Raw genomic sequence first — 13,642 nt, 5'->3', positions numbered from 1 at the left:
CTCATCGTTGAAACGGCATCGCGGCCGGACGCGAGGTGGCCGCGTCATGAGGCGAGATCATGAAAACCAGACTGATTCCCGTCGTCTCGGCCGTGATGGCCTGGGCGGCACTCGGCGCGACCGCGTCGATCGCGGCCACGCCGGGCGATTCGCCCGGCGCGCCGGCCGCCGCGGTGGCGCAGCCCGCGAATTCGCTCAATGTGGCCGATTACGGCGCGATCGGCGACGGCAGGAGCGACTGCACGCAGGCCATGCAGAACGCCTTCAACACGGCGGCCTCGCAGCACCGCACGGCCTATATTCCGGCCGGCACCTACCTGCACAGCGCGGTCCTCACGCTCGGCGGCGTGACGGTGACGGGCGCCGGCGCCCAGACCATCCTGGTGGCGAGCAATCCGGACCAGGAGGCGCTCCGGCTCACCGGCAGCGCGACGCTCTCCAATCTCGTGACTTCCACGCGCGCGCCCAACCGCAGTTCGCAGCCGCTGGCCGCGGCGATCGACGTGACCGGCGCGAACAACCGGGTCGAGCACGTCACCACGCTCGGCGCGGCCTCGAACGGCATCCGCCTGGACGGCGCGAGCGGCGCGCAGATCGTCAGGAACCTGGTGGAAGGCAGCAATGCCGACGGCATCGCGCTGATGAACGGCTCGCTGAACAACACGGTCGACAGCAACGAGGTCTACCAGGCCGGCGACGATTCCTACTCGGACGACTCCTACACCTTCGACAGCCGGCAGGATTCCGGCAATCTGTTCACGCATGACTACGCGCTGGCGAATGCCTATGGGCGGGGTTTCGCGCTGATGGGCGCGACCGGCGACACGATCCGGAACTCGGTGACGGACGGCTCGCAATGGATGGGCATCGTGGCCGGCACCGATTCGAACAGCCGTACCATGAACGGTTCGAACGACACGATCGCCGACAACCTGATCCTCAATGCCAAGGGCGACGCCGTCGCGGTGATGAGTGCCGGCGGCGGGCTGAGCCAGGGCGGCGCCGGAATGCGGATCTCGGGCAACGTCACGAGCGGCTCGGCGGCGTCGGTGCTCGGGTTCACGCCGGCCACCAACCTGGTCGACCGCAGCACGATCAGCAATTACCAGCCCGGCACCGGCGACGGTTCGCACAACGGCGGCGGCTGAGCGCGGCGCGTCGTGCCGTGGCCCGGCTTCAGTCGCCGGTCCGCCGCGGCACCGCGCCGAACACCGTGCCGCGCGAGAGTGCGACGAGGATCTCGCGCGCGTAGTCGACCGAGGGCAGGGCGCGGCCGAAGTAAGCATCGAGCCCATGGGGATTGCGGCACCACAGGCCTTCGTCGCCGATATGGACGAAGGTGTGTGCGCATGCATCGATGCTGCGCCCGGCGGCCAGGATGCGGACGAACTCGTGTGGATCGATGGGCTGGCTGGCGTTCAAGCGTTCGTCCCTTGCGGTTCGCTTCGGCGGATGGCCGGTACCCGCGCGAGGCGCGGCGGGAGTGGAAGAAAAATGTTGCGCGCGTCGCGGTCCTTGCGGGCGTGAATGGGCGCAACGAGACCGCCTGATTCCGAGGATGGAAGCGTCAGAGCACACAGGCGGGACGCGAGCGAGAGGATCTCGCGTCGAAACCGGGGACGGTGGCGTGACAGGTGGCCTTCGCGCCTCGACATGCCGGCCGGGCCGGGGATGGCGCGGGCAGGGAGCGATGAAGACGGTTCGGCCACGGGCGTTTCTCACACGTCGAAAGGGGGCATGCCGGCGCGATCCTGCCGATGCCGACCGGAGCGCGACGCGAAGCGCCGGCGAGGCACCGCCGACCGCATCGCAGTGGCTTGCAAGCGGAGGATTCTAGGCGCCCCGGACGCGGAGGTTCAACCCGCTTGAACCTCCGGCGAGGAAATGCTAGGCGCGATTATTGACGATTCAGGTGCGAGGCATCGAGCGCGCCCCAGGTGCCGGAATCGTCGCTGGGCCCCTCGCTCGACAGGTGCCCGGGCTCCCAGCCCGGCAGGCCCGCCGCCAGGCATTCCTGGCGCGTGGCCACGCTGGCGGTGTGATGCACGTCCACGCGCCGCATCACGTAGGCCGCGGAGCCGCCGCGCGGCTGGAAATAATGGCGGGCCGCCTCGGGATCCTTGAAGATCTGCGCGCGGTCAATGCCCGACGGGTTCAGTTGCGACCAGAATTGCGCGCCGTATTCCTCGCGCAGGAAGATGCCGTAGGTCTCGCTATAGACGATGTAGGCCACCTTGCGCTCGCCGATCGCCATCAGCAGGTTGTGCTTCTCGGCTTCGCGCACGGCCTCGCCGATCCGCGAGACCGAGAATTTCGCGCGGATCGCGGGCAGCAGCCGGTCGCGCAGCACCGTGTTGCCGATCTCGAGCGTGTCGGCGATCAGCTCGAGCGGGAATTGCCGCGACAGGCCGCTGAGCACGCGCAGCTCCTGCGAGCTCAGCCCCAGTTCGATGATCTTGTCCGATCGCGCGCGGCTTTCATACCACTCGAAGATCTCGCGCGAGAGCGTGCGGAACAGGGCGACGTTCCTGCGCAGCGGTGCCTCGCCCTCCTGCGAGGGCAGCGTGTCGTTGGCCACGTAGAGCACGCCGAAGCGTTGCGAGCGCGGCTCGTGGGCCGGCGCGGCCAGCCAGCTCTTCATGCCGTTCTCGCGCGCGAACTCGGCCATTTCGCGCCAACTGCCGCCGAGGTTCTCGATCAGGCCGACATCGGAGGAAAAGCACACGCGCTGGGTTTTGCGCGCGTGGATCAGGAAGGGATCGGTCGAATACCAGCGGCGATGCACGTAGGTCTGCATGGCCTTTCCGAAGGCCGGCGAGAGGATGATGATTCGATACGCGCGGATTTCGCCTTCGTCGTCGGTGTCGACCAGGAAGTAGAACGCGGTGCTTGCCTTCAGCGCCTGGATGATGCGCCAGGCCTGCCTGGCGAGCCGGGCCTCGTCGGGCAGGTAGGCGATCTCGCCGATCGCCGACAGCGCGTCCGGCACGCTCGGGGCGGCTGCCGCGTCGGCCTGCTCCGACATGTCGAGCGCGATGTCGGCGATGCGCGGCCCCACCACGTGCTCGATGGCGGCGGCATGCGGATCGGCGCGCAGGAAGTCGAGCAAGGGCGCACCGCCGGCGCAGATCGCCTGGGTTACGCGGAATTCGCTGCCGCCCGCGCCCGACATCAGCATGTCCCGTTCGACGAGGGTCCCGCCGTCCTGTTCGCGCAAGCGATAGGTAAAGGAATCGGCGCCGATCCTGAACGTGTTTTCAGCCATCTCTGCCTCGGAACCGCTTCATTTCAATTCGTAATCCGCGCGTGATTGCCGGCTTGCCGCGCGGGGCGATGCGCATGGTAACGCGATTGCGGCGCGCGAATCGGCCGGCGATGAAGGGGCTGGCGAGGGAGATGGGTTTCGAACAGGGAAAGGCTCGGGCGGGACGATGCGGCCGGACTGATCCAGGGCGCGCGGCGGCGGGCGCCGCCGGCGAATCAGCGCGCTTCGCCTTCCCGCCCGAGGCTGGTGAAGCTGGTATAGGCGCGCACGATATCCTGCGGCTGCGTATCGTGGTCGGCGCTGAGGAACAGGCCGCGATAACCGCAGTAGATCTGCTTGCGCAGACGGCGCGCCAGTTCGACGATCGCCACCGCCACCTCGTGCAGGCCGACGGAAGCCGCCGCGGTGGTGATCACGTTGCCGTGCCGGTCGTGGGACAGCACCGCGAGGCTCAATTCGGCGGCGACGGGCTCGCCCGAATCATGCCGGCTCCATCCCATCACGGGCGTGCAACCGCCGCCCGGGCGACGAGACGGGAGCGGGGCGAGCTTGCCTGCCTCGGAATGCATGTTCTCCACGTGAGCCGGTCAATTCGTGATGGAAGGGGTGACGATGAAGGCAGATCGTAATGGCTTGCCTGAACGCACGACGCGTCCTTCGACGGGAGCATAGACGCTCGACCCGGTTTCGGGAGCTGTCATTAAATGCAGGGTGGATGCTTATTTTTCGCCGGGCGCGAAACAACTTCGGCTCGTCGTCCATGCCTTCCCGATGCGCTTCGGGCGGGGGCGGGATTCACCCGTGCATCGCATGCCGGCGTCACGCCCGGGAGCCAAAATGATACGCGGCCACGGAGCCGCGCGAGCATGAAAGGTCTTGAAGAATGGTCAAGCCGACCGGCGTGCCTGGCTTCGGTTTTTACGAAGTATTGTGACAATAATCTCTGCTTTTTCCGATATCCGGATTCGCCGACACTGGTGCCTCACTCACGAGGCGGCATCCACCGCAAAGGAATCGGCAGCATGAGAAGCTATCCCCGCAACAGCCCCCAGGCGGCAGCCCGCATCGTGGCGCTGGTGCTGATAGCGGACGGTCATATCGATCGTCGCGAGGAACAGGTGATCGAGACGCTGGGCATTGCCCGCAAGCTCGGGCTCGGCACGGCCGAATTCGAGCGCATCGTGCAGGCCTTGTGCGAGGACCAGGCGCTCGGCCAGGCTTCGTCCGGCACCATCTCGGCCGTTCTCGACCCAGCCTCGCTCAAGCCGCTGCTCGCCGAAATCGACGATCCCAAGCTGCGCAAGCGGACCATCGAGCAGTGCCTGGCCGTGGCCTCGGCCGATCGACACCTGGCGGATGCCGAGATCGTGGTGCTGGCAGCGATCCTCGACGCCTGGACGCCGCGCCCGCATTGAAGCAGACTGGGCCGCGCCCGTCGACGACGCGCCGGGCTCAGGCCGGGCGCGAGGCCTCGGCGACCCGGGCCCGGCGCGCGCGCCATTCCGTGCGCTGCCAGACCGCCAGCCCCGGCAGGTAGAACAGCAGGTCGCGCAGGCGTCGCGCGCCGGCCAGCGCGAGGCACAGGGCGGGATCGAGGCCGAACAGGCCGCCGATCACCACGAAGCCGCCTTCCTGGATGCCGATCCCGGCCGGCACCAGGAAGGCCATGCTGCTGAGGAACTGGATCAGCGCCTCGATCGCCATCGCGTCGACGAAGCCGGCCTGGGCGCCGAGCGCATGCAGGGCGAGCCAGATCTCCAGCGAAAACCCCATGAATTGCAGGGTCTGCCAGATCAGCAGGTAGCGCAGCACCATGCCGGTATTGCGCCACAGCAGCATCACGGCGAGATCGATGCGCGCGGCCGAGGCGCCGATGCGCTCGACGAAGCCGCCGCTGGTGACGCGATTGAGCATGCCCGCCAGGCGCCGGAAGGGCCGCGCGTGCTGCACGGCCGCGAACAGGGCCAGCACCGGCACCGCGAGGGCCAGCCCGGTGAGGATCTGCCGGAACGTGTCGCCGCTGCCCGCGCCGTTGCCGTGCAGCAGCCAGGCGCAGGCGAGCAGGGCGAACACCACCTGGCTGATCAGGGTGAGTTGCATGTCCACCACCAGGCTGGCGATGGCGGCGCTCGGGCCGATCCGCAGCCCGCGCAGCAGCCGGAACGACACCACCTCGCCGCCGATCCGCGCCACCGGCAGCAGCCCGTTGATCGATTCGCGGATCAGCACCAGTTTCAGCATGGTGGCGAGCGGCGGGCGGCGCGTGGGACGCAGCAGCAGGCGCCAGTCGGCGGCGTTGGCGAGCATCGGCAGGCCATGCGCGGCCGCGGCGATCAGCAGGCCGCCGCCGGCCTCGCGCAACAAGGCCAGGATCGCCTCGGGCCGGTCGCGGCAGATCAGCCAGACGGCGATGGCGAGCCCCAGGGCCGCGGCGACGGCGCCGATCGATTTCATCTCAGCTTGGCCTCGCGGCGTCGATCCGAGCCGGCGCGGCGACCTGGCGGCAAGCGCAACGCGCGCTCACTCGTCCAAGCGCGGCGTGAGGCGGCCGCCCGGATCGACGCGAAAGCGCCGGCCGCGCCAGACCACGTCGCTCAGGCCGAAGCTCGCGACGTAGATCAGGAATTGCATCAGGTCGTAGAGCGGCAGGCAGGCCCAGTCGCTGAAGGGCTGGCCGAACACGCGATCGACGCGCCACTTGAGCATCCAGCGCGCGAGCAGGGCCGCGCCGGCCAGCAGCCAGGCGTGCTCGCTGCCGCCCGAGGCGAGCAGGGCGAGCAGCGCGAAGGGCAGTGGATGCATCAGCGCGGCGCCGAGATGACCGAGCGGATCGGCGGCGCGGATGGTGCGGCTCCAGCGCGATTCGTGCCTGAAGTAGATGCGCGAGCTCGCCTCGACGCAGGCGTGGTCGACCAGCAGCGGCGGGATCGCGACCAGTGCGCCGGTGGCGCGCACCGCCTCGCCGATCGCGTGATCCTCGGCGAGATGATGGACGTAGTGGCCGAGGCCGCCGATCCGGTTCAAGGTGGCGCGATCGATCGCGATGGTCTGGCCGAAGCAGGGCCGCGCGAGCCCGGTGGCCAACCCGATCACCACGCCGGGAAAGAAGCCGTAGTTGGTCGAGGCGGCCGAGGCGCGCGGCCAGAAGCCGGGCGCGCTCACGCCGCGATAGGCGCTGGTGACGAGCCCGACGCCGGGCAACTGCAGCGTGCCGACCACGATGCGCAGGTAGTCGCGTCCGACCCGCACGTCGCTGTCGGCGAAGCAGAGCAGGTCGTGGCGAGCCTGCTCCAGCATGTTGACCAGGTTGGAGATCTTGCGGTTGGGGCCGTACAGGCGCGCGTCGACGACGGTGGCGATATCGGCCGACGGATAGCGCGCGCGCAGTTCGGCGATGGCATGCAGCGCCGGATCCTCGGCATCCTGCACGCCGAACACGTATTGGATCGGGCCGGGATAATCCTGTTCGAGGAAGCTGGCGAGATGCTCGACGAGCCGCCATTCGTCGCCGTGCAGCGGCTTCATCAGCGTGACGGGCGGGAAGGCGACCGGAGCCGCGCGCGGCCGTGCCAGGAAGCGGCCGACCAGCGAGGCGGACAGCAGCGTGTAGGCGACGCCGAAGGCGGCGCAGGCCGAGACCAGATCGACCACGATCCGCTGCACCTCGGCGGCCGGCACCCGGTGCCCGGCGATCAAGGCGGTCATCGCGACCAGTGCGATCAGCGTGACCGGCATCGCGTGGGAAATCCGCCGCAGCGCGGCGGCGCGCAGGGTGTTGAGCGATTGGCGCTCCAGCATGGCGGCTCAGGCCTCGTGCGCGCGCAGGAAGCGGAAGAACTCGACGCCTTCGCGCAGGCGCCGCTTCATCATCTCCCAGCTGCTCAGCATCTCGCGCACGATCTCCCAGATCTTCGCGGGCCGGAAGTAGAAGGCCCGATAGAAGTGTTCGAGCTCGTGGTAGATGTCTTCCTTCGACAGGTGCGGATAACCGATCGCGGCGAGCTGCACGCCTGCCTTGCTGACCAGGTTGATGGTCTTGTTCTCCTCCAGCCAGCCGTTCTCGATCGCCTGCTCGTAGAGCCGCGTGCCCGGGTAAGGCGCCGCCAGCGAGACCTGGATCGTGTGCGGATTGATCTCCTTCGCGTATTCGATGGTCTTCCGGATCGTGTCTTTGGTCTCGCCCGGCAGGCCCAGGATGAAGGTGCCGTGGATCTTGATGCCGAGCTTCCTGCAGTCCTCGTTGAAGCGGCGCGCGATGTCGGTGCGCAAGCCCTTCTTGATGTTCAGCAGGATCTGGTCGTCGCCCGATTCGTAGCCCACCAGCAGCAGGCGCAGCCCGTTCTCCTTCATGATCTTCAGCGTCGCGTACGGCACGTTCGCCTTGGCATTGCAGGACCAGGTCACGCCCAGCTTGCCGAGCCCGCGCGCGATCTCCTCGACGCGCGGCTTGAAGTCGGTGAAGGTGTCGTCGTCGAACATGATCTCCTTGACTTCCGGCATGTTGTCGCGAATCCACTTCACCTCGGCCAGCACGTTCTCGACCGAGCGCACGCGGTAGCGATGGCCGCCCACCGTCTGCGGCCACAGGCAGAAGGTGCACTTCGAGCGGCAGCCGCGGCCGGTATAGATCGACACATAGGGGTAGTTCAGATAGCCGATGAAGTAGTTGTCGATCTTCAGGTCGCGCTGATACACCGGCGCCACGAACGGCAGCGCGTCCATGTCCTCGATCATCGGGCGCGCGCCGTTGTGCTCGATCGCACCGTCGGCGGTGCGGTAGCTCAGGCCGAGGATGTCGGCGAAGGGCTTGCGCTCGGCCACGTCGCGGCAGGTGTAGTCGAATTCCTCGCGGCAGACGAAGTCGATCGCGTTGGAGGCCACCAGCGAGTTGTGCGGATCGACGGCTACCTTGGCGCCGACCATGCCGATCAGCACCGAGGGCTTGCGATGCTTGAGGTCTTGCGCGAAGGCCGCGTCGGTCGGGAACGAGGGCGTGCTGGTGTGGATGATCACCAGCTCGTAGTCGGCGGCGATCTCCAGCGTTTGCGCTACCGACAGATCGTCGGCGGGCGCGTCGAGCACGCGGCTGCCGGGCACCAGGGCGGCGGGCTGGGCCAGCCAGGTGGGATACCAGAACGAGCGGATCTCGCGCTTGGCCTGGTAGCGCGAGCCGGCGCCGCCGTCGAAGCCGTCATAGGACGGCGCCTGCAGGAACAACGTCTTCAGGACAGGCACCTCGGTTTGCGCGCCGGATACGGCGAGCGGGGCGTGGCTGGCTACGGTCGGGGCTGGGGACATGGCTGGCGTTCGCTGTCGTGGGTGGCGCGATATCGAAGCATCGCGTGGATACCGCGTTTCGTTCGCGATCCTACGAAGGCGAACCTGAAGACAAGCTTAAGGTCGCTTGATGACAGCTGTTCCAGCCAGAATCCTTGTCGCCGGGTTACGAAGCGCGAGTCGACGTCGGATCGATGTAATGAAATATTCACGCATTCGAAATGCGGATGCGTTTCGGCCGTGCTCGATACCGGATCCGCGAAGGCTGCCCGGCTGGAACGCTCGGGCAGCCGCTCGCGTCAGGGCGCGTCGAGGAAGTCGATCACGGCCTGGTTCAGCGGTGCCGCGCATTCCTCCGGCAGCCAGTGGCCGCAATCGGGCAGCACGCGGCCGCTGACTTGCGTCGCGTAGCGGCGCAACTGATCGGTCTCGAACTGGCCGAGTCCGCCATGGCCGCCGCCGCCGATCGCCAGCATCGGCATCGTCAGCTTGCTGCGCGACAGCTCCGCGTTGTCCCGCACGTCCTGGTTCAGCTCGCGGTAATAGCCGAAGGCGGCGTGCAGGCTGTGCGGCTTGCTGTAGGAGCGCGCGTAGCGGTCTAGCAGGGCCGGCGTGAACACCGCCTGGTTGCTGGCGTGCTTCTTGATGAAATGCTCGAGGAAGAAGCGCTGCTTGCCGGCGATCAGGGTTTCGGCCAGGTCCTCATCGGCGGCGAAGAAGCTGAAATGCCAGACCAGCGATTCCCCTTGCGGCGTGAAGGCCGGGAACGAATAGATCGATTCGTCCGGAATCGGCGCCTCCATGTAGACCGCGCGGCGGATGTCCTCGGGATGCCGGACCAGCATCGGGTAGGTGTTCCAGATGCCGATGTCGTGCGCGACCAGATCGAAGGGGCGCTGGCCGCTGAACCGCAGCGCCAGTTGGTGCAACAGCGGCGCGACCTCGGTGGCGCGATACGAGCCGGGTTCGGCGGATTGCCCCAGCCCCGGCAGGTCGGGAGCGACCACCGTGTGATTGCGGGCGAGTTCCGGCATCAGCTGGTGCCATTCGTACCAGGTCTGGCCGAAGCCATGCACCAGGTAGACGAGCGGGCCGCTGCCGCCCTTCACGTAGTGCAGGCGAACGCCGTCGATGGTCTCGTAGCCGCTGGTGAAGCCGGGCGGCAAGGGGAACTCATCGGCCGCGAACGAGGGGCCGGCGAGTAGCAGTGACAGGGTGAAGCCAATGCCTTGCAACAGGCGTCGAAACATGATGAAGACTCCTTATGAAAAAAGTGAAGTGGATCGAATGACTCAGTGACCTTCGATATGGCGTGGGCCGGGGCGGAAACCATGGGCGCTGCCGCACCAGGCCGTGACGAAACCGATCGCGAGCAGCAGCACCAGCGCGGGCGCGAACGAGGCCGCGCCCCAGGCATCGAGCAGCACGCCGCCGAGCAGGCCGCCGCCGGCGATCGCGCCGTTCCAGGCGACTACGTTCATCGACAGGGCGACATCCGCGCCGTCGCCGGCGGTATCGGCCAGCGCGGTCTGCAGCAAGGTCGCGGCCCCGCCGAAGCTCAGCCCCCAGGCGGCCGCGCCGCCATAGAGGACGGCCGGCAGCGTCGCGAACCCGGCGAACAGCAGCGCGACCAGCGCGAAGCCGGCCAGGCTGGCCAGCACCGCGGCGCGCAGGTGCCGGTCGACCAGCCGGCTGGTGACGGCGATGCCGGCCAGCGCGGCCAGCCCGAACACCAGCAGCACCAGGTCGACATGGCGGGCCTGGCCGGCCAGGGCCGCGAACGGCGCGACATAGGTGTAGAGCAGGTTGTGCGCGAGCATCCAGGCGATCACCACGCCGAGCACGCGGCGCACGCCCGGCGTGACGAGGACCTTGCGCAAGGGCATGCGTTGATGCCCGGCCTGCCCGGGGTAGTCGGGCACCTTGGCGAGCACCCAGGCGATCAGTACCAGGCTCAGCACCGACATGATCGCGAACGCGCTGCGCCAGCCGATCGCGCCGCCCAGCCAGGTGCCGAGCGGCACGCCCAGCGACAGCGCGATCGGCGTGCCGACCATCGCCACGGCCATCGCGCGGCCTTGCTGGCGCACCGGCACCATGCGACGCGCGTAGCCGGCCAGCAGGCTCCAGGCGAGGCCGGCCGAGGCGCCGGCCAGCAGGCGCGCGAGCAGGGTCAGCGCGTAGTTGTCGGACAGCGCGGTGAGCGAGTTGAACACCAGGAAGCCGGCCAGCGTGAGCAGCAGCACCTTGCGGCGGCGCCAGCGCTGCGTGGCGATGGTCAGCGGAATGGCGGCCAGCAGCGAGCCGGCCGCGTAGGCCGTCACCGTCTGCCCGGCCAGCGAGGTGGAAATGTCCAGGCCGGCCGCCATCTGCGGCAGCAGGCCCGCCGGCAAGGTCTCGGTCATGATGCAGACGAAGCCGGTCATCGCCAGCGCCAGCAGGGCGGCCAGCGGCAGGCGAGCGGATCCGGCTTGCGTGGTGGTGGAACTCAGGGTGGTCACGGTCTTGGTTTCCGGTCGTTGATGATAGATACATACCACTCGATACAAAAATGGACGAACGTCGGCCACGACGCATTGGCGGCTGCGCTGATGCAAGTCTTACTTATGTATCGATCGGTAAACTAAAGGGGATGCCTGACCTTGTCAACGATATATGTATCAATTAGTATAAATATCTCGCGAACCACCCACTCATCGATCGGGAGAAGCAATGGAAATCGGCATGCTGGGCCTTGGCGCCATGGGGGGCGCGATGGCGCGCAATCTGGTTGCGGCCGGCCATCACGTGAAGATCTGGAACCGCTCGGGCGGGGCGGTCGACGGGGCGAGCGCGGTGGACGCGCCCGCGCAGGCACTGCAGGCGGACCTGGCCATCACCATGCTGGCCGACGATGCCGCGATTCGCGAGGTGCTGCTCGACCAGGGCGTGCTGTCCACGGCACGCGCCGGTCTGGTGCACGTGGTGGCCTCCACCATCTCGGTGTCGCTGTCGCGCGAACTGGTCGGCCATCACCGCGCGGCGGGCATCGATTACGTGGCCGCGCCGGTGCTGGGGCGGCCCGACGTGGCCGCGGCCGGCGAACTGAATATCCTCGCCGCCGGCGCGCCCGCGGCGCTGGACAAGGCCAGGCCGGCGCTCGAGGTGCTCGGCAAGCGCATCTGGGACATGGGCGAGGCGCCGCCCACCGCCCATGCGGCCAAGATCGCCTGCAACATGATGATCACCATGGCGATCGAGGCGATGGCCGAGGCGGTGGTGCTGACCGAGGGCAACGGCCTGGAGCGCGAACGCTTCTTCGACCTGATTCTGGGCACGCTGTTCGGCAGCCGCTCCTACCAGGTCTATTCGGGCAACATCCTGCGCGAGCAGTACGAGCCCGGATTCAAGGCCCGGCTGGGCCTGAAGGACCTGCGCCTGGCCGGCGCGGCAGCCGAGGCGCTGGACCGGCAGTTGCCGATGCTCGATGCGGTCAGGCAGCAGATGAGCCGGGCCGTGGAGGCCGGCGGCGGCGAGCGCGACTGGTCGATCATGGCCGACTACACGATCCGCGCAAAAGAGCGGGGCTAGCCGTCGGTTCGGGAGGTGTGGACGAGGCACCGGAGGGTGTCGAGGGGCACGGCGAACACGGGCCGACGCGCAGGCGAGAGCGGACGTATGATGTCGCCTTCGTTTGCGCCGTACCCAACAAAGCACCGATATCGAGACCCTCGGAGGAGACCCCGTGATTTCCCGTATTTCCCGCTTTTTCACCCAGATCGTGCACAAGGTCCTGCCGGATCCGCTGATTTTCGCGATCTTCCTCACGGTCGTCACCTTCGTGCTGGCGTTCTCGCTCACGCCGAAGGCGCCGGCCGAACTCGTGCTGCTGTGGGGCAGCGGGTTCTGGAACCTGCTCGCCTTCACCATGCAGATGGCGCTGATCCTGGTGACGGGCCATGCGCTGGCCAGCTCCGGGCCCGTCAAGCGCCTGCTGGTGGCGCTGGCCAGCTCGCCGAAGACACCGGCCGGCGGCGTGATGCTGGTCGCCCTGGTGGCCGGCATCGCCTGCGCGATCAACTGGGGTTTCGGCCTGGTGCTCGGCGCGATGCTGGCGCGCGAGGTCGCGCGGCGCGTGCCCGGCTCCGACTACCGGCTGCTGGTGGCTTCGGCCTACATGGGCTTCCTGACCTGGCACGGTGGTTTGTCCGGCTCGGTGCCGCTGGTGGCGGCCACCAAGGGCAACCCGATGGAGAAGCTGGTCGGCCTGATTCCGGTGTCGCAGACCATCTTCACCGGCTACAACGCCTTCGTCACGATCGGCCTGATCGTGATGCTGCCGATCCTGGCGCGCCTGATGATGCCCAAGCCGCACGAAGTGGTCTCGATCGACCCGAAGCTGCTGGAGGAGGCGCCGAGCTTCGAGCGCGTGCTGGGGCCGAACGCGACCTGGGCCGAGCGCATGGAGGAGAGCCGCCTGCTGTCGCTGCTGGTCGCGCTGCTGTGCGTGGTGTTCCTGGTGATCCGCACTCGCGTCAAGGGCTTCGTGCTCGATATCGACACCGTCAACCTGGTGTTCCTCGCCGCGGGCCTGGTGCTGCATCGAACGCCGATGGCCTATGCACGCGCGATCGGCGCGGCCGCGCGCGGCGCCGGCTCGATCATGATCCAGTTCCCGTTCTATGCCGGCATCCAGGCGCTGATGGATCATTCGGGGCTGGCCGGCGTGATCACCAAGTGGTTCGTCGACGTCGCCAACGTGCACACCTTCCCGCTGCTGGCCTTCCTGAGCTCGGCGCTGATCAATTTCGCGGTGCCCTCGGGCGGTGGCCACTGGGTCGTGCAGGGGCCCTTCGTGATGCCGGCCGCGCAGGCGCTGGGCGCCGATCTCGGCAAGTCGGCGATGGCGATCGCCTACGGCGAGGCCTGGACCAACATGGCCCAGCCGTTCTGGGCACTGCCCGCGCTGGCGATCGCCGGGCTCGGCGTGCGCGACATCATGGGTTACTGCGTGACGGCGCTGTTGTTCTCGGGCGTGGTGTTCGTGGCCGGCATGTATCTGTTCTGATCCCGGCGGGCGGGGCCGGCAGCCACGCTGGCGGCTCGCCGGCTCGCATCCAC

The 13,642-nt window shown here is 68.0% G+C and carries 12 protein-coding genes; 4 read left to right on the top strand and 8 right to left on the bottom strand.

Annotation, left to right across the window (positions count from 1 at the left end):
- The first annotated feature begins 59 nt into the window (after nucleotides 1-59).
- Complete coding sequence (locus FB600_RS01785) at nucleotides 60-1,148, top strand: glycosyl hydrolase family 28-related protein (RefSeq protein WP_145756145.1); 1,089 nt, start codon at nucleotides 60-62, stop codon at nucleotides 1,146-1,148.
- A 28-nt stretch (nucleotides 1,149-1,176) separates the two neighbouring features.
- Here FB600_RS01785 and FB600_RS01780 read toward each other — a convergent pair whose 3' ends face one another.
- From FB600_RS01780 to FB600_RS01770, 3 genes are all read right to left on the bottom strand, one after another.
- Nucleotides 1,177-1,422 (bottom strand): hypothetical protein, encoded by a 246-nt coding sequence (locus FB600_RS01780; RefSeq protein WP_036055958.1) that lies wholly within the window; start codon nucleotides 1,420-1,422, stop codon nucleotides 1,177-1,179.
- Nucleotides 1,423-1,897: 475 nt separating this feature from the next.
- Entirely contained in the window at nucleotides 1,898-3,265 is a 1,368-nt protein-coding gene (locus tag FB600_RS01775) for an autoinducer binding domain-containing protein (RefSeq protein ID WP_145756144.1), read from the bottom strand.
- A gap of 215 nt (nucleotides 3,266-3,480) precedes the next feature.
- On the bottom strand, nucleotides 3,481-3,834 hold the full coding sequence (locus FB600_RS01770) for a hypothetical protein (RefSeq protein WP_105859356.1): 354 nt from the start codon (nucleotides 3,832-3,834) through the stop codon (nucleotides 3,481-3,483).
- A gap of 453 nt (nucleotides 3,835-4,287) precedes the next feature.
- On the opposite strand from FB600_RS01770, the gene FB600_RS01765 reads away from it, so the two are divergent.
- A complete protein-coding gene (locus FB600_RS01765) occupies nucleotides 4,288-4,680 on the top strand; it encodes a TerB family tellurite resistance protein (RefSeq protein WP_013690512.1) in 393 nt (130 codons plus the stop codon).
- A 37-nt stretch (nucleotides 4,681-4,717) separates the two neighbouring features.
- Here the strand turns inward: FB600_RS01765 and FB600_RS01760 are convergent, their stop codons facing one another.
- From FB600_RS01760 to FB600_RS01740, 5 genes are all read right to left on the bottom strand, one after another.
- Nucleotides 4,718-5,719, bottom strand: coding sequence for a lysylphosphatidylglycerol synthase domain-containing protein (locus FB600_RS01760; RefSeq protein ID WP_098152632.1), 1,002 nt, complete (start codon nucleotides 5,717-5,719; stop codon nucleotides 4,718-4,720).
- A 66-nt stretch (nucleotides 5,720-5,785) separates the two neighbouring features.
- Nucleotides 5,786-6,970 carry a bacteriohopanetetrol glucosamine biosynthesis glycosyltransferase HpnI gene (gene hpnI / locus FB600_RS01755; protein ID WP_373421870.1) on the bottom strand — a complete coding sequence of 395 codons (1,185 nt, stop codon included), beginning with the start codon at nucleotides 6,968-6,970 and terminating at the stop codon, nucleotides 5,786-5,788.
- Between the two features lie 99 nt (nucleotides 6,971-7,069).
- Nucleotides 7,070-8,491 carry a hopanoid biosynthesis associated radical SAM protein HpnJ gene (gene hpnJ, locus FB600_RS01750; RefSeq protein WP_145756235.1) on the bottom strand — a complete coding sequence of 474 codons (1,422 nt, stop codon included), beginning with the start codon at nucleotides 8,489-8,491 and terminating at the stop codon, nucleotides 7,070-7,072.
- 350 nt (nucleotides 8,492-8,841) lie between these two features.
- Entirely contained in the window at nucleotides 8,842-9,792 is a 951-nt protein-coding gene (locus FB600_RS01745; protein WP_145756143.1) for an alpha/beta fold hydrolase, read from the bottom strand.
- Nucleotides 9,793-9,834: 42 nt separating this feature from the next.
- The gene (locus tag FB600_RS01740; RefSeq protein ID WP_145756142.1) at nucleotides 9,835-11,043 is read right to left on the bottom strand and encodes an MFS transporter; all 1,209 of its coding nucleotides are present in this window, start codon (nucleotides 11,041-11,043) and stop codon (nucleotides 9,835-9,837) included.
- A gap of 211 nt (nucleotides 11,044-11,254) precedes the next feature.
- Between FB600_RS01740 and FB600_RS01735 the strand changes: the two genes are divergently transcribed.
- Together FB600_RS01735 and FB600_RS01730 are read left to right on the top strand one after the other, a co-directional pair.
- Entirely contained in the window at nucleotides 11,255-12,112 is an 858-nt protein-coding gene (locus FB600_RS01735) for an NAD(P)-dependent oxidoreductase (RefSeq protein ID WP_145756141.1), read from the top strand.
- Nucleotides 12,113-12,266: 154 nt separating this feature from the next.
- The gene (locus FB600_RS01730) at nucleotides 12,267-13,589 is read left to right on the top strand and encodes a TIGR00366 family protein (RefSeq protein ID WP_013690505.1); all 1,323 of its coding nucleotides are present in this window, start codon (nucleotides 12,267-12,269) and stop codon (nucleotides 13,587-13,589) included.
- The last annotated feature ends 53 nt before the right edge of the window (nucleotides 13,590-13,642 follow it).

This window comes from Burkholderia sp. SJZ089 (assembly GCF_007828315.1).
Taxonomy (GTDB): domain Bacteria; phylum Pseudomonadota; class Gammaproteobacteria; order Burkholderiales; family Burkholderiaceae; genus Burkholderia; species Burkholderia gladioli.
This window is presented reverse-complemented; position numbering and strand designations above follow the sequence as displayed.